Below are 24,845 nucleotides of genomic sequence, written 5' to 3' on the forward strand. Positions count from 1 at the left end.
AACTTTTCTCTATAATAGTTAATGTTCTGTGAAGAACAAACAAACATACGATGGTCTGGTAGCTCAGCTGGATAGAGCAACGGTCTTCTAAACCGTGGGTCGTGGGTTCGAATCTCACCCGGATCATTTAAGTATCTAATTTAGCTTCGGTATTAAAAGGTTTCTTTAAATTACTGGACTGAATTTGGACTAATAACTTATTTTATAACAAAAATACCACTCGTTAATTCGAGTGGTATTTTTGTTATAGATTTCGATAAGTTAAAGGTTCATAAGCTCTTTGTTGCTGGTAAACCAGTATTTGTAGTAGATGTACTTTCCAATCAAAAAAGCAACCTAACTTTTTACAAAATTGCTTTACTTAAATAAGTCTGCATATGAGCCTGTATCAATAAAATCCACATATTCACCATCATATTAACCAATCAGGTTTAATATGTAAGTCTATTTCTGGTTTACGATTAACCACCAGATAATCATTCTGAAATGTATTTGACTTTACATAACATCACCTCAGTAATATGGTACCAAAGCAAGCGGCATATAGTTAACCTGAATGTCAACTTTTTGTGGGTAATAACCTTTTAGTCTTTACTCTGAAATTAATTTATCTAAATTTTGGAGTTCATATTAGATTCAGTGTGGTTTTTATTTAATTTTATCTTTGTCAGAATTTGAGAATAGTCTAAATTTATGCAGCAAAAGAGCGATAACATTTTGCCACATAAAACCAGAAACATAATCATTTGTTATTTAAGCAAATGGAGGTATTAATTAATACTTATATTTGCTTAAATAAATATATAGTCGACTATTAATTATGTTTTAAGGAGAAATAATAATGGCTAAAGAAATAAAAGATAAAGATGGGATTACCTATGTTCAAAAGAAGCCCTGGTATAAGCGCTTTTGGGTTTGGGTTTTAATAGTAGTTGTTGTATTTTGTATTATTGGCGGTATGTCTTCAGGTTCAGATGATGAATCATCAAGCTCAAATGATAATTCATCAAGTAAAACTACTCAACAATCAAAGAAAACAACTTTTTCTAAGCCTAAAAAAGCAGTTGTTGAGAAAAATACTGCAAAACTTGTTACTCTAGGTGCTGGAACTTATACAGTTGGTAGAGATATTGAACCAGGTAGATATACCATTACGGCAGCTTCAGGGAGTGGTAATTTATCATCTGATAACGAATCAAATGACGAAGAAATTAATGTAATTTTAGGAACTACAGTCGATAATGATATGGAACAAATTACTTCGTATACTGTTGATCTAACTAAAGATGAAAAAATCAAAATTGAAAGTATCCAAACTACAAAATTTGTTCCAACACCTAACAAGCGGAAATTCCAAACAGCTTTAGGAGCAGGACACTGGGAAGTTGGCAAGGACATTAAGCCAGGTAGATATGAAATAACTGCATTACAAGGTAGTGGTAACTTAATATCTAATAACGGAGAAGATGACATTAACGAAATACTTGGTACTACTGCAGATGAAGACTCTGGTCAAATAACTAAAGTTACTGCGGATTTAGTAAAAGGCGAAATTTTAAATACAGATTTGCAGGAAATTAAATTAACTGCTGAATAGCCACAAACACAAAAAATTGATTAATTCACTTGAAATAGCAACTTATAAGTGAGGCGCTATGGCCTCTTTTTTTGCAAAAAAAATATCCTGTTAATAAGATACCACAAGGTACTCATCAACAGGATAAAGTGTACAGCCCAAAAAAGTCCAAGCAATTTAAATACATTGCTTGGACTTTTTTTATTCTTTCACAAAAGCAGTCGGATGCTTCAGCGCTGGTTCAGTCATCATTTCCAAACCATGATCTGTAAAGTCGATTGCCAAAAGTTCATCATCAACTGCCAATTCGACAAATTTCTCGCCCCGCTCATTTTGGATAATTGGGAATTTCCATTTGCCAATCGTCGCCATTAGCTGCTCATTTTCGCTGCTAATGGTCACGATACCATAGCCATCATTCTGATAATCACCTAACAAGTCGGCATCTGCTGGGACAGATTGAGGATTGGCGCCTCTATGCTTGTCAAACTTAGCTCGCTTAGTTTGAGAACGCTGCTTCATATAGTCTGAAGCTTCTTTAATCCAATCTTTATCCTGCTGGCCAATTACTGCGTCAATAGTTTGGTAAGCCAAAGCAAAAATCGCATCAGTTGAATCCATGTTCATAGTAAAGACAAAAGCTAGATCAAGTTCAGGTACAAAACCTAGAAAAGAACAATAGCCAATATAAGAACCACTGTGGAAGAAGTATTTGTAACCACGATAATCTTCCATCATCATCCCTAAGCCATAATTAGCAAAGTTAGCACCGCCATAGCTGCGATCCGGTTGCATAATCGATTGCGGTTCATAACGCTGCATGGTAATGCCTTTACCTGTTTGCGCAGTTTTTAATTGGAACTGTCCCCATTTTAGTAAATCACTAATGCTAGCAAGCATACTACTGGCCCCACCAACTTTACCTGGAGCAATAAACGGTACCTGCGTCAACTTGCCATGATCAAGCAAATAAGGTTTAGCAATTCTAGTAACATCACATTCATGATGATTTATGTAAGTGTCATGCAAGCTTAATGGTTCTAATAAATTCTGACAAATATAGGAACCATAGCTATCGTTAATTACTTGCTCCATTACATAAGTAGCAACTGCGAAAATCAAATTACTATACTGCATTTCAACGCGCAACTCATGGTTAGGCTCCAAGTGTCCTATTGCTGCCACTTTTTGAGCTAAAGTTAAATCTTGCTGATTACAATTTGTAAACCGCATTAAGTCATGTGCTGGCAAACCACTCTGATGGCTTAATGCGTCGCGCCAAGTAATGTGATCAGTAGTGTATGGATCAGCTAATTTTAGTGCTGGCCAATATTTTTTTAAAGGTTGATCTAAGTCAATCTTACCTGATTCCGCTAATTTGCAAATCGCAGTAGCAAAAAAGGTCTTGGAAATTGAAGCAAGCGGATATAATGTGTCTTCTTGTCCGTCACCATAGACGTGGCTAAAGGTCTCCCCATGATGATAAATTCCAACTCCTAGACTCGGCAACTTAAATTCTGCCATTACCTGCTCGGCATAATTATTAATTTCTGCGGTTTTCATTAAATAAGTCCTCCCTTTATGCATCTTATGATTATACCACATCTATTAAAAATTAAATATTTGTATTATTACAATTTTTTAATTTTTATTTGCTTTTTTCATAATGTCTGTTAAAATTTTAATCATCACTTTAATCAACATTATAAAAGGAGCATTCTGATGAGAAAAAATAAAGCTTTATTAGCAATTAGTACTATTAGCTTGTCGGCATTAACCCTCGCCGCATGTAGTAATAACAAAAATACCAACAATGATAATCAATCAAAGTCCGTCAGCAAATTTGCACATGAAACACCAGTCAAAAAGACAAAACAAGGTGGTACACTTAAAGTTGCACTAGAAACTGATACGCCATTTTCAGGAATCTTTTCTAATGAATTGTCAACTAGTGATATCGACTCGCAAGCCGCCAGTCCTGGTCAGGAAACCTTGTTTGACACTGATGACCATTACCGCATTACTAACAAAGGGCCAGCTACCTTAAAGCTAGATCAAAAAGCCAATACTATCACTATTACTGTTAAAAAAGGTGTCAAGTGGTCAGACGGCAAACAAGTAATTGCTAAGGACTTGGAGTATCCTTATGAAATCATTGCCAATAAAAAGACGCAATCAGAACGCTACAATACTAATATCGAAAACATTATTGGTGTAAAAGAATATCACGAAGGCAAGGCCGAAACGATTTCTGGGATTGAAATGCCAGATGGAGAAAACGGCAGAACCATTGTTATTCATTGCAAAGAGTTGAAGCCTGGCATGTACAACAGTGGTAATCGTTATTTCTGGGAAGCCGCAGAGCCATATCACTATTTAAAAGACGTTCCATTTAACAAGTTAAAGTCATCCGATAAAATTAGACAAAAGCCTATGTTCTTTGGTCCTTATCAAGCAAGTAAAGTGGTTCGCGGACAATCAATTACTTGGACACCAAACAAATATTATTGGCGTGGTAAGCCGAAGTTAGATAAAATCGTGACCCAAGTAGTTGCCTCAAATTCTGCCTCTCAAGCAATTAAAAGTCACAAATTCGACGTTGCCACAGTTATTCCAACCCAATGGAAACAAGTTAAAAATACCAAAAATGTTAATTTTATTTCACAAGTTCCACTTACCTACTATTATTTAGGATTTAAAGTTGGTAAATGGGATGCCAAACAAGGCAAAAATGTCATGGATAAGAATTCCAAGATGAATAATAAAGCCTTGCGCCAAGCAATTGGGTACGCAATGAACACAGATGCCGTTGATAAGCGATACACTTATGGTATCAAGTTCGCCATTCCGACTTTAATTCCAGCACCATTTGGCGACTATTTCAACAAAAATGAGAAAGGCTATTCTTACAATCTGAAGAAAGCCAATGCTATTTTAGATAAAGCTGGTTATAAGAAAAAAGGAAAATGGCGGACTCAGCCTAATGGTAAGCCTTTGACTATTAACTTTGCGGCAATGACTGGTGACTCAACACGTGAACCAATTATTCAAAATTATATTCAACAATGGCATAAAATTGGTCTAAACGTCAAATTAACTAATGGACGCCTAATTGAATTTAATTCCTTCTATGATAAATTACAAAATGACGATCCCAAAGTTGATATGTTTACCGCAGGCTGGGGCTTGCCAAGTGATCCTTCACCGCAATCCTATTATAGTGAGAGTTCTATCCTAAATTACTCGCGCTTCGTAACTCCTGAGAACAATAAATTATTAAAAGAAATTGATTCACAGAAGGCTTTCGACCATAAATATCGTGTCAAAAAATTGCATGAATGGCAAACTTATATGAATAAAGAGGCATACAATATTCCGATTGATAGTTTCTATCAAATTACCGCTATTAACGATCAAGTTACAGGATATTCATTAAAACCATCTTCCAGCAACAACAATCACACCCTATGGTATAAGGTTGGTTATAGTAAATAAATTTAGGCTTGCATTTTTAACTAGATTCTAGTATTATTTTATTAAGCAATTATGAGAGGTATTATAATTATGACGACACGTATAAACGTTAATTACACTTCAGTTAAATATTATTTTGGTTACTTTAGACAGTTGATCTGAGTGCCAAATTTGCTATTGAGTTAGACACACAGGTCAGTATTCAAGACAATCTGCGTGTTCAACTTTCTTGATTAGTTCCTCTTTTCTAAAAAACACGCAGTTGTCGTCAGCTGCGTATTTTTTATTTTAAGGAGAATTTTGATGAAAATTTTTAAAAAGATTGGTTTAGATACCTTAAATGGTCTATCCATCGGAATCGTTGTCGCACTAATTCCAGGCGCATTAGTTAATCAACTAGTCCAAGCATTATTACCAACTTGGCCGCAATTGCAATTTATCCTCGCATTAACCGCATTTGCATCAGGATTATTACCAGCAATTAGCGCGGTTTGTGTGGGTATGACAGCTAAACTATCACCGATTCAGACTTCAGCACTTGCTTTGGCGGCAATCGCTGGCGCTGGTAATTTTACTATGAAGAACGGCAATATTACGGTTAACGGCAGCGGTGACGTCATTAATATAGCAATTACCATTATGATTGGCTATGGTGTGATTTTATTACTAGGCAAAAGTTTAAAAGCCTACACAATTTTATTATTGCCCTTAATCGTCCTAGTAGTAGCTGGCGGAATTGGCCACTTAACCCTGATCCCAGTAGGAAAAATAACAACTTTAATTGGGATTGGTATTGAACACCTAATTGGTCTACAACCAATTTTAATGGGAATCATCATGGGTATTATATTCGGTCTATTAATTGTATCGCCAATTTCATCTGTCGGAATTGCCACAGCAATTAGCCTTTCAGGCATAGCCGCTGGATCAGCTAACCTGGGTATTGTCGGCGTATCCTTTGCTTTAGCGATTTTTGGCTGGCAGGTGAATTCCTTTGGCACCTCAATTGCCCACTTCTTGGGTTCACCAAAAATGCAAATAGCCAATCTGATGACCAATCCTAAACTATTATTACCAATTTCCATTAATGCTGGAATTTTAGGTGGCTTAGGTGCCATTTTTAAAATCGGAGGCACGCCAATGAGTGCGGGATTCGGCTTCTCTGGCTTAATTGGACCACTAGCAGCATTGGCTAATCGACCTAGTGATTTTGCTAATATCAGTTTGGTAATAATTCTGTTCTTTATCTTGCCAATTGCCTTAGGCTTGGTGGCTAATTACCTATTTAATTACAAGCTACATTTCTTTACTGCTGAAGATTTTGCTTTAAATTTTGAATAATTGCTAAAACAATGGATTCATTATTTAGTCAGTGCCTCAAGGTGCTGACTTTTTTATTTGGTAAACCGAAATATTTATACCTGTAACTAATAACGTTAATAAAAAAATGCTTTCTCTAATGAAAAAGCATTTTCAAAATAACAAAAGTATTTAACTATTTAACCAACTTGCCATGCTGATATACCTGCTTATCTACTTGATTTACTGCAGTAACATCGGCCAATGGATTATTCTGCAAAACTAAAAAGTTAGCTTCCTTACCTGCTGTCAAGCTTCCACAATGATCAGCAATCTGTAACAATTCAGCCGCGTAGCGAGTCGCGCCCAGCAGTGCTTGCAGCGTTGTTGCACCAGCCTTAACTAGCAAATCCATCTCTCGAGTTGTACTACGATCAAACATGCTTAATGGCGTACCTGCATCGGTACCAACAACAACTTTAACACCCTTTTTAATCGCCATACCAACATTCTTATAAAATGTTTTGATAATTTGCGAGTTTTTCTTTTGCATATAATCTGGTACTAAATCTCCAGCATCAGCGATACATTGACTAGCATTCAACGTTGGCACTAAACAAACGTTATGCTCAACCATAAAATCAGCTTGTGCTTCATCAAGAAAAATCCCATGTTCAATCGAATCGACTCCAGCCTGCAGACTCAATTCAATCCCGCGATTGCCTTGGGCATGAGAAGCTACGGTCATGTGCTTGGAATGAGCTTCACTGACAGCAGTTTGCAATTCTTCCAAGCTTAACTCCGTATCATCTACTCGGTCAGTTGGTGACATCACTCCGCCAGTAGCCATAACCTTGATATTCTTCGCACCATGCTTGAACTCTTCACGCACAGCCTGCCGCATTTCTGCCTTGGAATTAACTAAGTGACCCCAATTTTGATCATGATCTTGACCAACGGTGAAATCACCATGACCGCCCACAATCGACATTGGTCTACCCGACGGTACGATTTCTGGACCATCAACGAGTCCTTGTTGCATTAACTTCATCAACTGAACATCAACATCAAATACGGCACCACAGTCACGGATAGCCGTGACACCCGATTTAAGTAACGTACGTAAATTATGTAGCGCCTGAACCGTAGCCGCTGTTTCAGTCGAATCTGCTTGTACCTTAAGCGTTGGGTCAAGCATGATATGTGTATGAGCGTTAATCAACCCCGGCATGACATATTGTCCTTGCAAATCAACCACTTTTTCAGCTTGTGGTGTCTTACCTGTACCAGTTTTAGTAATTATACCTTGGTCATCGACCAGCAGCCAAGCATTTCCCTGAATCTTTTCATTAACTGCATCAAACAAGTTGCAATTCTTATATAAAGTTGCCATTGAAATTACCCATCTTTCTACATAAATTAATTTTTTAGTCTTATTATAACCTATTTTTAAGATAAAAATAGTGGAATTTATGGATATTGTAAGATTGCAGTATTCCTATATTTAATTCAAATTAATACTCCCTTTTGCCCTTCTTATAAACTGCCTTATTAGCTTGTGTCACTGCCTTAATATCGGTTAAAGGATTTTTATCTAATACTAAGAAATCAGCATATTTGCCAGCAGCTAAGGTACCATATTCATCAGAAATTTTCATTAATTTAGCAGCATTAACACTAGTTTGCAGAGCTTCAAAGTTACTAAAACCAGTATCAACTAAAAGCTGGAGTTCAACTGGTGTCTTGTCAAAGCCATTAAAAGTTGTACCAGCATCAGTACCAAGTGAAATTTTAACACCACGTTCATGAGCATGGGCAATGTTTACTTGCAGATCAGCCAAAGCCGTTTTTGCCTTATTCATCTCCCAGGCAGGAGCAATATCTTGCGCATATTCAGGAAAAGCCCAAGCAGCAATAATTGTCGGCGTTAAATAAGTGCCATTTTTCAGCATCAAATCTATGGCTGCATCATTAACATAGTAGCCATGTTCAATTGAATCAACACCTGCTTCTAGCGCATTCATAATTCCAGCAATTCCCTCTGCATGAGCTGCAACAATTAGTCCCTTGTGATGAGCCTCTTGGACAGCCACACGAATCTCGTCAACACTTAATTGTGGATCATCCATCGAATCTTTTTCAGTCATAATTCCACCAGCAGCCATGACTTTCACAGCCTTGACACCACGTGCTAATCCTTGACGCACAGACTTGCGCATTTCGTCAGGAGAATCAACAATATAACCGAAGTTGGGAATATCTCCATGACCACCGCTCATTGAATATGGCCGTCCCGAAGGCAGTACCTCTGGTACCTTAGTAATTTTTCCTTCAGCAATCATCCTAGCAATCGTTAAATCAATGTCAAAAGTTGAGCCACATTCACGCACGTAGGTAACGCCAGACTTTAGCATTGTATGCAAATTCTCTACCGCATTAATAGTTGTTTCAATCACATTGAAATCTGTTACGCCCCGAGAATCAGTTGGATCCATCACCATGTGAGTGTGACAATTGATTAGCCCCGGCATTACATATTTATCTTGAAGATTTACCCAATTATCCGCTTGCGGCGCTTTCCCCGTACCAAGCGCAGTAATCTTAACCGTTTCATCGTCGACTTCTAACCAAGCATTCTGCTTAAGTTGATTCGTTTCACCATCAAATAAATTACAATTCTGATAAATAGTTTTGGTTTTCATCGCGTGTTCCTTTAATCCATATCTAATAACCACATTTTATGCCGTTTTTTCAATGATAACAATAGCAATCCAAAATACTGAACTAGCAAGCATCGCTAATTACTCAATGACGTTTAATCTTTCATGCTTTAAAAAGGCAGTTAAATTGTCCACGACTATCGCCAGTAAACGTTCTCGTGTTTCCTGTGGTGCCCAAGCAATATGCGGTGTTAAATAACAATTTTTGGCTGAAAGCAGCGGACTTTCAGCAGGAATTGGTTCTGTTTGAGCAACATCAACAGCTGCAGCTGCAACTTGACCATTATTTAGGTCTGTCGCCAAATCGGCTTCATTAATTAATCCGCCACGAGCAGTATTAATAATGATTACATCCGCTTTCATTTGTTTAATTGCAGCTGCATCAATCAGATTAGTTGTCTGCGTAGTTTGTGGTACATGCAGACTAATAACATCGGATTGCGCATATAATTGCGCTAGACTTACCTGCTCCACCCATGCTGCTGGCACAATTTTTGGTCGATGATTATAAAAGATTACTTTCATCCCAAATGCGTGACCTATGTCAGCCACCTTTTGAGCAATTGCCCCAAAACCAATTAAGCCTAGAGTTTTCCCTTGAAGTTCCATCAATGGTTTAGCCCAAAAGGTAAAGTCAGGATTACTGGACCACTTGCCATCATGCACCAATTGGTTATGCAAACCTACCTGATTGGTTATTTCTAGTAATAGCGCAAAAGTTGCTTGAGCAACTGCCTCAGTACCATAAGTTGGCACATTGGTTACTGTTACTCCAGCCTTTTTAGCGGCATTAAGATCAATCACGTTATAACCAGTAGCAGTTACGCCAATATAGTTTAGACGCGGAGCTGCCGTAATCACCGCTTCATCAAGTGGCGTTTTATTAGTTAACACAATCTCAGCGTTGCCTATTCTACGCAAGATTTCTTGATCATCGTCTACCGGTGTTCGATCATAAAAAGTGCAATTACCAATTTTTTCTAATTCTGACCAATCTAAATCGCCAGGATTTAGCGCATAGCTATCCAAATTTACAATTTTCATGTTTACTCTTCCTCACATTTCAAGATTAGCTTGTTAATCACTCATTTTACCTTAGTATAGCTTACTTCCAAGCAAATTTACTAGTCAGCCCAACCAACAGCGTTAAAGTTTTAGACTGCTAACAGGTTTTGTTATAATTAAACTATTAATTTAAAAAGAAGGCAGAAAAATGATTAAATTTTACGGTTACAAACGTTGCTCTACTTCCAGGAGCGCACAAAAATGGCTAGAAGATCACGGTGTCCAATTTGAATTTCAAGATTTAGTCGAGCAGCCACCTCAAAAAGAGGAGTTAATTAGTTGGATGAAGCAATATCAGGACCGCGGTTTACGATATTTCTTCAATACCCACGGCATGGATTATCGCAAAATGCAATTAAAAGACAAAATTTCCGAGATGTCGATTGATGAAGCAGCTGATTTAATGTCGAAAAATGGCAAACTTATCAAACGACCATTAGTTGTTGGTAGTAATAAACTTACCTGCGGCTTTAACGAGCAAGTTTACACAGAAACTTGGCTATAAAACACTAAAACGGGCTAAGGCCCGTTTTCTCTTGCTCAAATAACTAGTACAATAGGAAATAAAAAAGGAGCGAATTATGAAGTATAATCAATATGCCTATGTCGAAACTGACTACCAAACCCAACTACAAGAATTACAAGCGATTAATTTTTTACCTAAAAATTACCAAAATTTATCCTTTGGACAATTATTAGCAGAATTAGTAGCTAATACCTTAGCTGAAGTCAACCCAACCGCCGATTCTGCGCGATTAGCAAAACTGCAAGAATTTGCCGTTAGTTCCAAGCAGTCATTAGCCGAATTCATCACCAGTAATCCTGAAAGTATCAGTCTCAAGCAATTTTACAATGTTGCTTTGCAACTATTAGGCTACCATGTTGATTACGACTACGATTTAGCCGATCCAATACGCTTTACGAATAAGCAGGCTTTACCAATTGTTACTAAAATTACTAGTCAATCCGAATTAATTACGGCTTTTTACCGCTTATTAAATACCCGTGCCAAAAATGGTCAGTTATTAATTGATGTCATGGCGGGTAAAGGATACTTCTATCGGCAATTGGGAACTTGGCCTAAAAACAAATTTATCTTATTTAATGGTAAAAGCCTGCCAATTTTTGATACTAACAAAGTTATTCGGGAAGTGGTCTACGTTGAAAGTGACCTCGACACCGATGATGACGGGCAACCCGACCTACTACAAACCACCATTTTCCGTCCTGTCGAAAGTAACAGGATGTCTGTGCCTGCGTTATACACAGCCAGTCCATATTTTGGCGGAATCATTAACAACGAACAACGTAATCATAACGTTGATGAAAATTTAAGCGACGCCAACACCTGGACTAACCCACAATACGAAGCTGCTAATCACGTGGCTGCCAAGCCAACGGGAGATGAAAATTATCCAACTACTGAGCAGGCAACCGGTAAATCTTCTTATCCGTTAAACGAATACATGCTGGCACGTGGCTTTGCTAGTGTATTTGCTGGCGGTATTGGCACTAAGGGCAGTGATGGCCTACGCATTACCGGTTCACCTGAAGAAACTGAAAGTGCCAAAGAAATTATCGAATGGCTTCATGGCGACCGAATTGCCTATACTGACCGCACTAAAAAATACGAAACTAAAGCCAGTTGGTGTAATGGTAACATTGGCATGACTGGTCGTTCATACCTAGGAACCTTGCAGATTGCTGTCGCAACCACTGGTGTTGCAGGTCTGAAAACCGTTATTTCTGAAGCTGCAATCTCTTCTTGGTATGATTACTATCGTGAGCATGGCTTAGTTATTGCTCCCGAAGCCTGTCAAGGAGAAGACCTAGACTTGTTAGCCGAAACCTGCCAATCTAACCTTTGGGATGCAGGCGACTACCTTAAAATTAAGCCACGCTATGATGAAATGCAAAAGACGCTTTTGACTAAAGAAGATCGAATAACCGGACAATATTCAGATTTTTGGGAAGCTCGCAACTACCGTCACCACACCGATCAAATCAAGTGTTCTTGGATTAGTGTCCATGGTTTGAATGATTGGAATGTCAAACCAAAGAATGTTTACAAAGTGTGGCAAAAGGTCAAGCAATTACCAATTGAGCATCACCTTTTCTTACATCAAGGACCGCATTATAATATGAATAACTTGGTTTCAATCGATTTTACTGATTTAATGAATCTCTGGCTCGTTCATGAATTGCTGGAAGTTGATAATCATGCAGATGAGCAGTGGTCAACCGTGCTAGTGCAAGACAATCTGCAAGCTGATCAATGGCACGCTGAAAATGATTGGAGCGATGAAATTGGTCAACCTGTAACCTATTACCCCACTGATGACGGAACATTGCAAAAAGATGGCAACGGCAAGCAGCAACTTACGTTCACTGACCTTGGAGGTAGCGAATTTAAAGCTGCCAAAATATCTGAATCAGAATGGCAAAATCAATTTATAGCGGGTGAACCAAAATGGGCTAAAGCTAGCTTACGCTTTGTTAGTGATGAATTTATCCATCCCGTTACGCTTGTTGGCAGGCCTGAAGTTAAGTTACGTGTTTCTGCCAGCAAAACAACCGGTCAACTTTCAGTTGCTTTGGTAGAACTCGGTGAGCGTCAACGTTTAACTGCTACACCTAAGGCTTTGATGTCTGGCGGTCAAGAACTAGCCTACCGTTTTGGCACCGATACATTGCAAGAATTTGTACCGACTAAAGCAACCCCAGCTAAGTTAATCACTAAGGCACATATCAATTTGCAAAATTATGCTGATCTGCAAAAGCCAAGTACGATTGAAGCTGGAAAATTTTACGCTTTAAGCTTTAAACTGCAACCAACCTATTACACTCTGCCAGTTGGCGCTAAGCTCTGCCTCATCATCTATTCCACGGATCAGGGCATGACCAAACGTCCACTTGCAGCAGAAGACTATACTATCGACTTGGCTAATACAGAGATTTCATTTAGCCAAAAGTAAATTAATTCACCCAAAAAGCAGCTAGTTTGTGCATAGCTGCTTTTTAGTTAGTCATTTTATCAAAAATAGCTTGACGTTAAGGCTAGAAATCGATTACATTTAAATAAAACTAATTTTATAAATTTTTTAAGGAAGCTCTATGAACTATCTTGATGTCTATCATGACATGCTTAACATCTATGGTCCGCAAAACTGGTGGCCCTCAGATTCTGTACTGGAAACATTAATTGGAGCTATTCTTGTTCAAAATACCAACTGGCTAAATGCCGAAAAGTCATTACAAAATCTGCGATCAGCAACCAATTTCGAACCTCAGCTTTTAGCTAAGCTAGATAGCGCAGAAATTAAAGAATTAATTATTCCCAGTGGATTTTACCATGCTAAATCAGAAACAATTCATGCAGCCTTACAATATTTTAATAGGTTCAATGTCAATTCTAAGGTAGTCTCAACTACTATTCCTACTCGTGACTTACGCAATGAGCTGTTAGAAATTAAGGGAATTGGCAACGAAACTGCTGATGTGATTTTGCTCTATATCTTCCAAAGACCAGTATTTATAGCAGACGCTTACTCTAAAAAGATGATTAGTTTCTTTGAAAACAGGGACAGTAAAAAATTAAAATATTTGCAAGTAAAGACAGAAATGGAAGCCCAGCTAACAGAGTTAGCAACTAGCGACTTTCAAGAATTTCATGCCTTAATCGATGAACATATAATTGACTATTTAACTATCCAAAAAGAAAAGTCGTAAAGCTAAAAAGCTCAGAAGTACCAACCACATCTGAGCTTTTTTGATTTTACAAGATAGTTTATAAACTAGTAGTTGAAAACGAGCGATTTTCCAGTGCTGTAAGTAATGCTTGAGCCGTATCCAAACTAGTAATTAGTGGTACATTTTGCTGGATTGCCACTTGACGAATGATGAAGCCATCCGAACTTTTAGCGACATCATGACCCATGGTATTAATTACCAAATCAAACTGCCCATTCTTTAACGATGTCGCAATATTGTGTTGATCATTTTCACTTAACTTATTTACCACACTAACCTGCAAGCCGTTATTTTCTAGAAAAGCCGCCGTTCCCTTTGTCGCAAACAACCGATACCCAATTTGCGCGAATTTTTGGGCAATTGGCAAAATCGCTTCCTTATCACGATCCTCAATGGTTAACAGCACATTACCGTTATCTGGAATCACCATGTTAGCACCAGCAAAGGCCTTATACAAAGCCTTTGGAAAACTAATATCACTCCCCATAACTTCGCCTGTTGACTTCATCTCGGGTCCTAGATAGCTATCCACATCGGCTAACTTGCTAAAGGAAAAGACTGGTGCTTTCACACTAATCATTTTTGGTTCAGTAGCCAGTCCATCGGCATAACCCTGATGTGCCAAACTTTGTCCCATAATTACCCGTGTTGCCACCTGTGCCATTTCAATATCAGTAATTTTACTTAAAAATGGTACGGTGCGACTGGCTCGCGGATTAACCTCGATAATATAGATTTCACCGTCTCGCTCAATTAGCTGCAAATTCATGATGCCGCGGCAATTAAGTTTTAAGGCTAACTGCTTAGTTATCTGTGCAATCTTTTGCTTAATTTCAGGAGTAAAAGTTTGCGCTGGATAAACCGCCATCGAATCACCCGAATGCACTCCTGCGTGCTCAATATGTTCCATGATCCCCGGAATTAAAACGCGCTCTCCGTCACAAATCGCATCTACATCACATTCACGACCATCAAGATAATCGTCTACCAAAATCGGATGGCTGCTAGCAATATCAGCATGTTGATTCAAATAGTCCTCAAGTTCTGTCTGGTTATAGACAATTTCCATTGCCTTGCCACCTAAAACATAGCTCGGCCGTACCAAAACTGGATAGCCTAATTGCTCTGCTGCCTGCAGTACTTGGGCATGTGTTGTAGCAGTAATACCTTGTGGCTGCTTTAAGTTTAAGTCTTTAACTGCCTTGTCAAACAGTTCTCGATCTTCGGCTCGGTCAAGATCTTGCAAACTAGTACCCAGAATTTTAACACCATGCTGCTCAAGTCCAGCTGCTAAATTAATTGCGGTTTGCCCACCGAATTGAATAATTACTCCCACTGGTTGTTCAAGATCGCAGACATTCAAGACATCTTCAAGCGTTAGTGGTTCAAAATATAATTTATCAGAAATCGAAAAATCTGTTGAAACCGTTTCCGGATTAGAATTAATAACAATTGCTTCGTAGCCTAGGCTTTGCAAGGCTTTGACACAGTGAACCGTAGCATAGTCAAATTCAACCCCTTGACCGATTCTAATTGGTCCAGAACCAACCACAAGCACTGATTTTTTGTCCGACTTGTGACTTTCATTTTCAAAATCATAAGTCGAATAAAAATACGGTGTCTGTGAAGCAAATTCAGCCGCGCAGGTATCCACCATTTTATAAACTGGCAACAATTTATTATCATAGCGCAGTTGCCGTACTTGATCAGGCTTTTCACGCCATAAATTTGCAATTGTCTGGTCACTAAAGCCATACCTTTTGGCAGTCGTTAAAGTAGCTACATCCTGTGGATGACTAGCAATTTCCTGTTCTAATTGAACCAGATGCTGCACAATATCTAGAAAATAAAAATTAATTTTGGTTAATTCATGTAATTCAGCCAGTGAATAGCCACGGCGAAACGCTTCTGCCAAATAAAATAGTCGATCGTCTTCAACCTTAACTAACTTTTTAGTTAATGCTTCATCACTTGCTTGATGAGCAGTAGGCGAGTATAAATCCTTTTCGTCAATTTCAAGCGAACGCACCGCCTTTTGCAAGGCTTCTTCAGCGCTGCGACCAATTGCCATGACTTCTCCGGTCGCCTTCATCTGCGTACTAAGTTGCCGATCGGCCTGAGTAAACTTGTCAAACGGCCAGCGCGGAATTTTGCAGACTACGTAATCTAGAGCTGGTTCAAACTCCGCAAAGGTTGTTCCAGTAACCGGATTTTTAATTTCATCTAAAGTAAGACCAACGGCAATTTTAGCTGCCATTTTGGCAATTGGATAACCCGTAGCTTTTGAGGCTAACGCTGACGAACGTGATACCCGCGGATTAACTTCAATCACATCATAATTAAAACTATTAGGATCTAATGCTAGTTGGACATTGCAACCACCTTCGATTTTTAAAGCTCGGATTAGCCGCAATGAGCAATCACGTAACCTTTGATATTCCTTATCCGACAAGGTTTGTGATGGCGAAAACACAATTGAGTCACCTGTATGAATCCCCACTGGATCAAAGTTTTCCATACAACAGACAATCATGGCGTTATCGCTACTATCACGCATTACTTCAAATTCAATCTCTTTATAACCTGCAATCGAACGTTCAATTAAACATTCGGTTACTGGTGAAAGTTCTAATCCATTCTTAACTATTTGGGTTAATTCATCACGATTATTGCAGATACCGCCGCCGGTACCACCCATGGTAAAGGCTGGCCGTACAATAATCGGATAGCCAATTTCTTCACCAAAATCTAAAGCATCAGTAACCGTCTTGACACTTTTAGATGCAGGGACTGGTTCGCCCAAGGATTGGCAAAGTTGCTTGAATTTTTCCCGGTCTTCAGCTTGCTCAATCGAAGCTAGTTTGGTTCCTAAAAGTTCAATATTTAATTCGTCCAAAATACCAGTTTCAGCTAAGGATAATGCCATATTAAGTCCAACTTGTCCCCCTAAAGTTGGTAAAATAGCATCTGGATATTCTTGATGAATAATTCGCGAAACGGCATCAACCGTCAATGGTTCTAGATAGACTTTATCAGCAATCTCACGATCTGTCATAATGGTTGCGGGATTAGAATTAACTAAGACAACTTCATACCCCTCTTCCCGCAATGCTAAGCACGCTTGAGTTCCCGAATAATCAAATTCGGCTGCTTGACCAATAATAATTGGTCCAGAGCCAATCACCATAATTTTGTGAATATCTGTTCTTTTAGGCATTAGTCTGATTCCTTTCTTGGTCAATCATTTGCATAAAATAATCAAACAGTCCAACTTCATCATGCGGTCCCGGAGTACTATCTGGGTGAAACTGCACGGAGAAAGCTGGGTATTGCTTATGTTGCAAGCCTTCAATCGTACCATCATTAACTTCAACATGTGTCACACGCAGCCGACTAGGATCAATTGAATCTGCTTGTACTGCATAACCATGATTTTGCGAAGTAAAACCAATATTCTTCGTAGCAATTTCTCTTACTGGATGATTAAAACCACGATGCCCAAATTTCATTTTATAAGTCTGTGCACCATTGGCTAAAGCAAAAACCTGATGTCCCATACAAATTCCCATTAGCGGTATCTTTTTTTCAACTTCACGAACCATTTCACAAGCCGACAACATTTCCTGCGGATCGCCCGGGCCATTTGACAGCAAGACCCCATCAGGATGCAATGCTAAGATTTTGGCAGCAGAAGTAGTATAAGGCACAACGATACAGTTACAATCACGTTGTGCAAGCTCACGCAAGATACTATTCTTCAAACCAAAATCGACCACAACGATATTGCGCTTTGAACCAGGAACAGGATATGCCTTGGTAGTGGAAACCTGCTCAACAATTTTTTGGACTGGATCACTAGTCGTCAGTTTTTCGGCAATTGCAGCTGCCTGCGCGCTTGAATCAGCAATTTGTCCCCGCATAGTGCCATGAACCCGGAGCTTTTTGACCAACGCTCTAGTATCGATGCCTTGGATACCAGGAATATCCAAACTAGTTAAAAACTCTGGCAAACTAGTTTGCATTCGCCAATTATCAGGCTGGCGCGCGACCTGATGACAGATAACACCTGCAATTCCCGGCTCAAGTGACTCATAATCGGCTAGCGTAATACCATAATTACCGATTAATGGATTCGTAAATACCAAAATTTGTCCAGCATAGGATTGATCAGTAATCGCTTCTTGATAACCGGTCATCCCCGTAGTAAAAACTACCTCGCCATTAGTTTGCCTTTGACTACCAAAACCTTCACCAGCATAGATACTGCCATCTTCTAAAATTAAGTAACGCATCTCTAGTCTTCCTTTCTCTGATAAACGATTTTGCCATCAACTAGTGTCAGAGCAGTTTCTCCATAGACCTCATCACCAGTAAATGGAGTGTTGTGACCCTTAGACTGATAATCCTCTGCCCTTAACTTTGAACTATGCTTTAAATCAAAAATTGCCAAATCAGCTGGTTCACCTATTTCGATCCTGCCTGCATGTGGTAAATTAAACGCCTGCGCAGGCTTATTCGTGAATAAGTCGAGCAACTGGGACAAGGATAAAATCCCTGGTTTAACTAAATGCGTGTACAACTGACTAAAGGCTGCTTCGCTACCAGTAATGCCAAAGGCAGCTTGCTGAAACCCGCCTGCTTTATCTTGAACGGTATGTGGAGCGTGATCAGTCGCAATCAAATCAATAGTGCCATCTTTTAGACCAGCAATTAAAGCAGCTTGATCTGCTTGAGAGCGCAATGGCGGATTCATCTTATAGTTGCCGTCATCCCGCTTTATGTCTGTCTCGTTTAGCAATAAATGGTGTGGCGTTACCTCACAAGTTACGTTAATTCCACTTTGCTTAGCTTGCCGAATCAATTCCACACTAGTTTTAGTGGAAACATGACAAACATGATAGTGTACGCTAGTTTTTTGCGCTAATAGCAAATCACGGGCAATCTGGGTAGTCTCAGCGAGCTCACTAATTGGTCGCATTGAAAATTCTTGTGCTTTAGACCCAGCATTGATTACCCCCAGATTGAATAGCGCATCATCTTGCGCATGCTGAGCGATAATTAAGTTTTGCTCGCGCGCTTGTTGCATAGCCAAATACATGGTTTGAGCATTTTGGACCCCCTTACCATCGTTACTTAAGGCAAAAGCACCTGACATCTTTAAACCTGCATAGTCTGGTAATTGGTTACCTGTTTCGTCAACGGTAATCGGTCCATACTGTAAAATATGCACTAAGCCATTTTGGTGATTATTGGCTACCATTTGCTGAAGTAATTCTGGAGTATTAGGAACTGGCACTACATTCGGCATTGCACCCACAGTTGTAAAACCGCCATGAGCTGCTGCCAGCGAACCGGTTCGCACATTTTCTTTTTCGGTTTGACCAGGATCGCGGTAGTGAACATGCAGATCAATTAATCCAGGAGTTACTAGCTTGTCAGTTGCGTCGATTACTTGTTCAGCCGTAAGGTCTTTACCAATTGCCGCAATCTTGCCATTTTCTAATAATAAATCACCGTTAACAATGTGCCTTGCCAAGTAAAGTTGCCCGTTTTTGATGACCATCGTCATTTTACAAACCTCCCAACCCGCGTCCACGCATAACTGCTTCAATCATCGCCATCCGCATGAAAACACCATTTTCCATTTGACGTACGAACATGCTCTTAGGAGCTTCGACTAATTCACTAGCTAATTCCACACCACGATTAATTGGACCAGGGTGCATGATAATGGCATTGTCTTTAAGTGCAGCATAGCGCTTAACATTAATCCCATATTGTTCATGATATTTTGCCTTATCAAACTCAGCTTCGTTGGGATCGTCAGCGTGACGTTCGTGTTGTACTCGCAACAACATCATAACGTCGACCTTATCAACTAAATCATCAATTGCGCAGTACTGACCGTATTGGTCAAATTCCTGATCATACCAATACTCTGGACCTGAAAAATAAACTTGCGCACCTAGTTTAGTCAATAACTCCATATTACTTTTGGCAACTCGCGAATTAGTGATATCACCAACAATCGCTACTTTCAACCCTGCAAAATGACCGAAATGTTCATGAATCGTCATCATATCTAGCAGACATTGTGACGGATGCTGGCCACTGCCGTCGCCACCATTAATAATGCCTAAATTAAGATGTTCAGTAGCATCTGGATGAATCAATTTTTCATAATATTCATTTTCAGGATGCCGAATAACTGCCAAATCAATTCCTAAAGCTGCCATAGTCAAGGCAGTATCATACAAAGTCTCACCTTTTTTAACTGAACTATGGGCTGGATCAAATGGAATAGTAGTCAACCCAAGTTTAGTTTCAGCCATTTCAAAACTAGTATGTGTTCTACTAGAATTTTCAAAAAACATATTGGTAACATAAACTGGCTCAGTTAATTTAGGAGAAGCGCCACCGGCTTTAAAATATTCTGCGCGATCAATTAATGTCTGCACCTCAGCTGTACTTAAGTCTTCTACACTAACAAAATGCGATAAAGCAACTATATTTTTATTTTTCATAAGTGAATCCTTTTTTTGTAAAAAAATAAATCTGAAGCATCTAACCTGCTCCAGATTTAACAAAAGGGTTCTTAACCATGCAATACTCAGCATATTACAAAAGAACTCAAACCCTTCTGACCCTCACTGGAGCCAATTAAATGGTTGAATTTAACTGTATCTTTTTTATTTTGGTAGTGTCTTTAGTTCAACACTATCCTGATTATCAATTTCCGTCACCTTAACCGCTACTTGTTCACTCATTGAGGTAGGAATATTTTTACCAACAAAATCTGCTCTAATTGGCAGTTCGCGATGTCCCCGATCTACCAAAGCAGCCACAGCAATTGAACTTGGGCGTCCTAAATCCATGAGCGCATCCATGGCTGCACGAACCGTACGTCCGGTATAAATAACATCATCAACTAAGACTACATGCTGATCAGCAATATCAACACCAACCGCTTCCGAATTAACAATTGGGTCTTGCTTTAAAGAAGCATCATGGCGATCATCACGGTAAAGCGTAATATCAAGTTGGCCTAGTGGTACATCAATACCCTCTAGCTGCTGAATTCTGTCATGAATACGTTGCGCTAAATAAACACCGCGAGTCTTAATCCCGACTAATACCAAGTTTTCAGTTCCTTTATTGCGTTCAATAATTTCATAGGTAATTCTAGTTAACGCCCGCTTCATCGCTAACGCATCCCAAATTTCTTTTGCCATCTTAACTTTTCTCCTAAATTATCTTTTACGTCCATGAAAAAACACCCAGCCAACTTGAGACTAAGTGTTTTGTAGGGGAAAAGTATCATACTTGTTCACCTTACTAGCCTCACAGGACTATTTTAAAGGACATTTCATTCAATATACGTGCAAACAGCTAAATTGTCAACTGAAACTGTTAGTCTTAACTAATTAAAACTAACTTGTCCAACTAAATCATTAATATCGCTAACTCCCAAATCCGACAGAACTTGCGGCAGCTTCTGAATAATATGAACGCAAGCTAGTGGATCATTGAAATGAGCACTGCCAACAGCCACCGCGTTAGCTCCAGCCAGCATAAATTCTGCCACATCTTGAGCAGTAGTAATGCCGCCCATGCCAATAATCGGTAAATCCGTCACTTTGCGAACACGTTGCACTTGATAGAGAGCTAGTGGCTTAATGCCACTGCCTGAGAGACCGCCAACATTATTGCCAAGGACTGGTTTACGCGATTTAAGATTGATCTCTAGCCCCATTACCGTATTAATTAACGATAAACCATCGGCACCGCCAGCTGCAGCTGCTTGTGCAATTATCGTAATATCTGTCACATTAGGAGTTAACTTAACATAAACTGGTAAATCAACACTTTGCTTAATAGCTGCCGTAATTGATTCAACTAATTCTGGCTGCACCCCAATTGTCATTCCGCCACGTGCTACATTGGGACAAGAAAAATTGATTTCTAGAGCGTTAGGCTGACTACTTGCCAGTATTTGCGCGACAGCGACATATTCTGCTTTATCACCGCCACCTACACTAGCAATAATCGGTAAATCAGGATATTGTTCACGCAAAGCTGGGAGCTTTTCTTGAGCAACCACTTTTGCTCCCGGATTAGTTAGCCCAACTGAATTTAATACCCCACCAGTGCCCAAAACAGCAACTTGCGGCTGCGGATTGCCTAGACGCGATTTTAGTGTAGCCGTCTTAAGCACTACTGCTCCTAATTCATTCAAGTCAAATTTTTTAGCGGCAGCAACATCGCCAAAACCAAAAGTGCCACTTGCTGGCATAACTGGATTTTTTAAATTAAGTCCTGGTAAACTTACACTTATTTTAGTCATTTTTCCTCCAAAATTAATGCTCACAGACATTACCATTATTTTGCAGTTAATTTTACACGTTTTTTTAATTTTGCCAAGTTAAAACTTGGAATTACTTAGTTTAGCTTTACATCCCAAACGGCTTGTTGCATATCACCATAGTATTTGCGATACAAGCGCTTAGTTTCAGCTGTTTGATAGCATTTAACTACTTTGGCATAATCCGAATTATCCTTTTGATCGGCACGGGCGCAAATATTATTAATTGCACCTGCTGAATCATGATTTATAGGCTCAGTATAAATCGTTTCTTTTGGTCCTAGGCCTGCAGGGATTGCAAAATCATTATTAACAATCACTGCAGAAACAGAATCGATAATGCGAGCACATTGCTCATCACTAACTTCTTTAATTTTTAAATTTTGTCGATTCTGTATAATATCAGCTATCGTTTTCAATTTATGAGATGGCCTTAACTTGATTAACCCAGCGTTTTTTAAAACATAGAGTGCCCGAGATTCTGTAGCTGCATCGCTCGGAATTGCAATTGTTGCTCCTTGAGGTAATTGATTTAATTTATGATACTTTTTTGAGTAAAGTCTAATTGGTGCAATATAAGTCTGCCCCAGTGAAACAATCTTAGTATGATTTGCTTTAGACCAAGTATGCATAAAAGTTGTGGTCTGAATCGCATTCAAATCGATATCGCCGTTTTTCAAAGCCTTATTAGGTTGATTATAGTCAGTAAAAACCTTAGTTTTTACTTTTATTCCATAATCCCGCTGTGCCTTTTGATCAACTTTGTGCCAAATAGCTGCTTCAGCCTTACTTTGACCAACTATGCCAATTGTGACTTCACGTGAATTGTTGTTAGCAAATCCAGGACCGAAACTAAACCATCCGGAAACTAATAAACATAAGCAAGCAATTATCCCAATTAATAAATGTTTTCTTCTTTTTCTAGCCAAAATTTTTAAACTCCTTCCACAGCTTAACTATCAATCTAATTATAGCAATAAGTTAAAAAGCAAAGTTAATTTACAAAATTTTTTTGAAAATAGTTGTCTTTGCTAAGCAATGATGGTAGCATAACAATTGTAAACTTTAATCGGTACAGAGAGACCGCAAGTTGATTTTGACTATCTTATAATATATAAAAAGTCTATTTTGACGCGCTCTGTGCCAGAATAGACTTTTTGTATGGAGGTTTTGATGGAAAAAGCAGTTTTTGTAGCCTTAGATTTACCAAATAAACAGGCAGTTACTGATTTATTAGCTAAGCTAGGCTCACCTAAACAAACTTACCTTAAGATTGGGATGGAATTGTTTTACCATGTTGGCGCTAATTTAGTAACAGAGTTATCTCAGCAAGGCTATCAAATCTTCCTAGATTTAAAATTACATGATATTCCTAATACCGTCTATCATGCTGCCAAACAACTAGCACAACTAGGCATCTACTGCACAACTGTCCATGCATTAGGCGGCAGTGAAATGATTGCGGCAGCCCGCTCCGGTCTAGCAGCTGGCAGTCCTGCCGGAAAACCTCTGCCTAAACTCTTAGCAGTTACTGAATTAACGTCGATTTCGCCAGCAATTTTGAAAAACGAGCAAAACTGCGTGCTGCCCATGCAAGAACAGGTAATTAGTCTAGCTAAAATGGCTAAAAAAGCTGGTGCTGACGGCGTTATCTGTTCACCACTAGAAACAGCAGCTATCAGACAGCAACTTGGTAGCGAATTTTTGTGTGTTACACCTGGTATTAGGTTAAAGTCAAATCCGCAAGATGATCAAAAGCGAGTTACTACCCCCCAAAAAGCGTGTAAACTTGGGGCAAGTGCGATTGTCGTGGGGCGCCCTATCACTCAAGCAGCCGATCCACAAAATGTTTACCAAACTATTAAACAGGAGTTCAATTAAGATGCACCAGACACAAATTATAAAAAGATTAATTCAAGAAAAAATCATTACTATTTCACCTGCCAAGCCATTTACTTATGCTAGTGGTATGCTGTCACCAATTTATACCGATTTACGCTTGACCATCTCATATCCGGACTTACGTGCTTGGATTGCTAGCGATTTAGCAGATCTAATTAAAACTAACTATCCTGATGTGAGTATCATTGGCGGCGTAGCTACAGCCGGCATCCCGCATGCAGCCTTAGTAGCTGCTAAGCTTGGTTTACCGATGATTTATGTTCGCCCAAAACCTAAAGACCACGGCAAAGGTCGACAAATTGAAGGGCGTTTTAGCCCAACTGACCAAATCGTATTAATTGATGATCTAATTACTACTGGTGGTTCCGTTTTAGATGCCGTCAAGGCCACCCAAAAAGAAGGTGGCCAAGTCATCGGAGTTTCATCAATTTTTACTTATTATTTACCTGATGCACGTGAAAATTTCGCAAAAGCTAACGTTAGTTTTAATCCATTACTATCTTATCCAGAATTATTGCAAGAAGAAAAAGATCAAAAGCAAATTACTGCAGCTGAATATGACACTCTAAAAACTTGGCATGAAGACCCTTGGCTATGGGGGAAACAGTTCAAATAGAGCATTTGCTATTTTACTGAGATCAAGTTATTTTCCGTAATTGCTAATTTTTTCAACAAAGCAAATATTTGCAAATGAAAA

19 protein-coding genes, 1 tRNA gene and 1 pseudogene are annotated in these 24,845 nt (G+C 39.0%); 9 read left to right on the forward strand and 12 right to left on the reverse strand.

Annotation, left to right across the window (positions count from 1 at the left end; all coding sequences use genetic code 11):
• Positions 1-52 precede the first annotated feature (52 nt).
• A tRNA-Arg gene (locus OZX59_RS02925) sits at positions 53-126 on the forward strand.
• A 231-nt stretch (positions 127-357) separates the two neighbouring features.
• Here the strand turns inward: OZX59_RS02925 and OZX59_RS09545 are convergent.
• Positions 358-481, reverse strand: a pseudogene (locus OZX59_RS09545) (type II toxin-antitoxin system mRNA interferase toxin, RelE/StbE family); the annotation flags it as partial.
• A gap of 360 nt (positions 482-841) precedes the next feature.
• Here OZX59_RS09545 and OZX59_RS02930 point away from each other — a divergent pair.
• Positions 842-1,597 (forward strand): hypothetical protein, encoded by a 756-nt coding sequence (locus OZX59_RS02930; protein ID WP_277126649.1) that lies wholly within the window; start codon positions 842-844, stop codon positions 1,595-1,597.
• Positions 1,598-1,777: 180 nt separating this feature from the next.
• On the opposite strand, the gene OZX59_RS02935 is transcribed toward OZX59_RS02930, so the two are convergent.
• A complete protein-coding gene (locus tag OZX59_RS02935) occupies positions 1,778-3,139 on the reverse strand; it encodes a serine hydrolase domain-containing protein (RefSeq protein WP_277126650.1) in 1,362 nt (453 codons plus the stop codon).
• A gap of 159 nt (positions 3,140-3,298) precedes the next feature.
• On the opposite strand from OZX59_RS02935, the gene OZX59_RS02940 reads away from it, so the two are divergent.
• Together OZX59_RS02940 and OZX59_RS02945 are read left to right on the forward strand one after the other, a co-directional pair.
• A complete protein-coding gene (locus OZX59_RS02940; RefSeq protein ID WP_277126651.1) occupies positions 3,299-5,071 on the forward strand; it encodes an oligopeptide ABC transporter substrate-binding protein in 1,773 nt (590 codons plus the stop codon).
• A gap of 279 nt (positions 5,072-5,350) precedes the next feature.
• Positions 5,351-6,391, forward strand: a complete 1,041-nt coding sequence (locus OZX59_RS02945) for a PTS sugar transporter subunit IIC (protein ID WP_277126652.1) — start codon at positions 5,351-5,353, stop codon at positions 6,389-6,391.
• A 154-nt stretch (positions 6,392-6,545) separates the two neighbouring features.
• On the opposite strand, the gene OZX59_RS02950 is transcribed toward OZX59_RS02945, so the two are convergent.
• From OZX59_RS02950 to OZX59_RS02960, 3 genes are all read right to left on the reverse strand, one after another.
• Positions 6,546-7,742: an amidohydrolase family protein gene (locus tag OZX59_RS02950; RefSeq protein ID WP_277126653.1), complete on the reverse strand. Its 1,197-nt coding sequence runs from the start codon at positions 7,740-7,742 to the stop codon at positions 6,546-6,548.
• A 121-nt stretch (positions 7,743-7,863) separates the two neighbouring features.
• A complete protein-coding gene (locus OZX59_RS02955) occupies positions 7,864-9,051 on the reverse strand; it encodes an amidohydrolase family protein (protein WP_277126654.1) in 1,188 nt (395 codons plus the stop codon).
• Between the two features lie 99 nt (positions 9,052-9,150).
• The gene (locus tag OZX59_RS02960; RefSeq protein WP_277126655.1) at positions 9,151-10,113 is read right to left on the reverse strand and encodes a D-2-hydroxyacid dehydrogenase; all 963 of its coding nucleotides are present in this window, start codon (positions 10,111-10,113) and stop codon (positions 9,151-9,153) included.
• 169 nt (positions 10,114-10,282) lie between these two features.
• Between OZX59_RS02960 and OZX59_RS02965 the strand changes: the two genes are divergently transcribed.
• From OZX59_RS02965 to OZX59_RS02975, 3 genes are all read left to right on the forward strand, one after another.
• Positions 10,283-10,639: an arsenate reductase family protein gene (locus OZX59_RS02965; RefSeq protein WP_277126656.1), complete on the forward strand. Its 357-nt coding sequence runs from the start codon at positions 10,283-10,285 to the stop codon at positions 10,637-10,639.
• A 76-nt stretch (positions 10,640-10,715) separates the two neighbouring features.
• Entirely contained in the window at positions 10,716-13,109 is a 2,394-nt protein-coding gene (locus OZX59_RS02970) for a Xaa-Pro dipeptidyl-peptidase (protein WP_277126657.1), read from the forward strand.
• Between the two features lie 139 nt (positions 13,110-13,248).
• Complete coding sequence (locus tag OZX59_RS02975; RefSeq protein ID WP_277126658.1) at positions 13,249-13,863, forward strand: endonuclease III; 615 nt, start codon at positions 13,249-13,251, stop codon at positions 13,861-13,863.
• A 58-nt stretch (positions 13,864-13,921) separates the two neighbouring features.
• Here the strand turns inward: OZX59_RS02975 and carB are convergent, their stop codons facing one another.
• From carB to OZX59_RS03010, 7 genes are all read right to left on the reverse strand, one after another.
• The gene (gene carB / locus OZX59_RS02980) at positions 13,922-17,101 is read right to left on the reverse strand and encodes a carbamoyl-phosphate synthase large subunit (RefSeq protein WP_277126659.1); all 3,180 of its coding nucleotides are present in this window, start codon (positions 17,099-17,101) and stop codon (positions 13,922-13,924) included.
• A complete protein-coding gene (locus tag OZX59_RS02985; protein ID WP_277126660.1) occupies positions 17,094-18,176 on the reverse strand; it encodes a carbamoyl phosphate synthase small subunit in 1,083 nt (360 codons plus the stop codon). Before OZX59_RS02985 ends, carB begins: the two co-directional genes overlap by 8 nt.
• A 2-nt stretch (positions 18,177-18,178) precedes the next feature.
• The gene (locus OZX59_RS02990; RefSeq protein WP_277126661.1) at positions 18,179-19,453 is read right to left on the reverse strand and encodes a dihydroorotase; all 1,275 of its coding nucleotides are present in this window, start codon (positions 19,451-19,453) and stop codon (positions 18,179-18,181) included.
• Position 19,454: 1 nt separating this feature from the next.
• Complete coding sequence (locus OZX59_RS02995; protein ID WP_277126662.1) at positions 19,455-20,408, reverse strand: aspartate carbamoyltransferase catalytic subunit; 954 nt, start codon at positions 20,406-20,408, stop codon at positions 19,455-19,457.
• Positions 20,409-20,573: 165 nt separating this feature from the next.
• Entirely contained in the window at positions 20,574-21,116 is a 543-nt protein-coding gene (pyrR, locus tag OZX59_RS03000) for a bifunctional pyr operon transcriptional regulator/uracil phosphoribosyltransferase PyrR (RefSeq protein WP_277126663.1), read from the reverse strand.
• A 188-nt stretch (positions 21,117-21,304) separates the two neighbouring features.
• Positions 21,305-22,228 carry a dihydroorotate dehydrogenase gene (locus OZX59_RS03005; protein ID WP_277126664.1) on the reverse strand — a complete coding sequence of 308 codons (924 nt, stop codon included), beginning with the start codon at positions 22,226-22,228 and terminating at the stop codon, positions 21,305-21,307.
• Positions 22,229-22,323: 95 nt separating this feature from the next.
• Positions 22,324-23,175 (reverse strand): MetQ/NlpA family ABC transporter substrate-binding protein, encoded by an 852-nt coding sequence (locus OZX59_RS03010; RefSeq protein WP_277126665.1) that lies wholly within the window; start codon positions 23,173-23,175, stop codon positions 22,324-22,326.
• A gap of 244 nt (positions 23,176-23,419) precedes the next feature.
• Here OZX59_RS03010 and pyrF point away from each other — a divergent pair, with 244 nt between their 5' ends.
• The gene (pyrF, locus tag OZX59_RS03015) at positions 23,420-24,127 is read left to right on the forward strand and encodes an orotidine-5'-phosphate decarboxylase (protein ID WP_277126666.1); all 708 of its coding nucleotides are present in this window, start codon (positions 23,420-23,422) and stop codon (positions 24,125-24,127) included.
• A gap of 1 nt (position 24,128) precedes the next feature.
• A complete protein-coding gene (pyrE, locus tag OZX59_RS03020; RefSeq protein ID WP_277126667.1) occupies positions 24,129-24,764 on the forward strand; it encodes an orotate phosphoribosyltransferase in 636 nt (211 codons plus the stop codon).
• Positions 24,765-24,845 lie beyond the last annotated feature (81 nt).

The sequence above is a fragment of the Lactobacillus sp. ESL0681 genome (assembly GCF_029392835.1).
In the GTDB taxonomy this organism is placed as follows: Bacteria; Bacillota; Bacilli; order Lactobacillales; family Lactobacillaceae; genus Lactobacillus.

Coding starts and splice junctions, on each gene's coding strand:
- OZX59_RS02930 (WP_277126649.1), top strand. CDS start 842: ATGGCTAAAGAAATAAAAGATAAAGATGGGATTACCTATGTTCAAAAG.
- OZX59_RS02935 (WP_277126650.1), bottom strand. CDS start 3,139: ATGAAAACCGCAGAAATTAATAATTATGCCGAGCAGGTAATGGCAGAA.
- OZX59_RS02940 (WP_277126651.1), top strand. CDS start 3,299: ATGAGAAAAAATAAAGCTTTATTAGCAATTAGTACTATTAGCTTGTCG.
- OZX59_RS02950 (WP_277126653.1), bottom strand. CDS start 7,742: ATGGCAACTTTATATAAGAATTGCAACTTGTTTGATGCAGTTAATGAA.
- OZX59_RS02955 (WP_277126654.1), bottom strand. CDS start 9,051: ATGAAAACCAAAACTATTTATCAGAATTGTAATTTATTTGATGGTGAA.
- OZX59_RS02960 (WP_277126655.1), bottom strand. CDS start 10,113: ATGAAAATTGTAAATTTGGATAGCTATGCGCTAAATCCTGGCGATTTA.
- OZX59_RS02965 (WP_277126656.1), top strand. CDS start 10,283: ATGATTAAATTTTACGGTTACAAACGTTGCTCTACTTCCAGGAGCGCA.
- OZX59_RS02970 (WP_277126657.1), top strand. CDS start 10,716: ATGAAGTATAATCAATATGCCTATGTCGAAACTGACTACCAAACCCAA.
- OZX59_RS02975 (WP_277126658.1), top strand. CDS start 13,249: ATGAACTATCTTGATGTCTATCATGACATGCTTAACATCTATGGTCCG.
- carB (WP_277126659.1), bottom strand. CDS start 17,101: ATGCCTAAAAGAACAGATATTCACAAAATTATGGTGATTGGCTCTGGA.
- OZX59_RS02985 (WP_277126660.1), bottom strand. CDS start 18,176: ATGCGTTACTTAATTTTAGAAGATGGCAGTATCTATGCTGGTGAAGGT.
- OZX59_RS02990 (WP_277126661.1), bottom strand. CDS start 19,453: ATGACGATGGTCATCAAAAACGGGCAACTTTACTTGGCAAGGCACATT.
- OZX59_RS02995 (WP_277126662.1), bottom strand. CDS start 20,408: ATGAAAAATAAAAATATAGTTGCTTTATCGCATTTTGTTAGTGTAGAA.
- pyrR (WP_277126663.1), bottom strand. CDS start 21,116: ATGGCAAAAGAAATTTGGGATGCGTTAGCGATGAAGCGGGCGTTAACT.
- OZX59_RS03005 (WP_277126664.1), bottom strand. CDS start 22,228: ATGACTAAAATAAGTGTAAGTTTACCAGGACTTAATTTAAAAAATCCA.
- pyrF (WP_277126666.1), top strand. CDS start 23,420: ATGGAAAAAGCAGTTTTTGTAGCCTTAGATTTACCAAATAAACAGGCA.
- pyrE (WP_277126667.1), top strand. CDS start 24,129: ATGCACCAGACACAAATTATAAAAAGATTAATTCAAGAAAAAATCATT.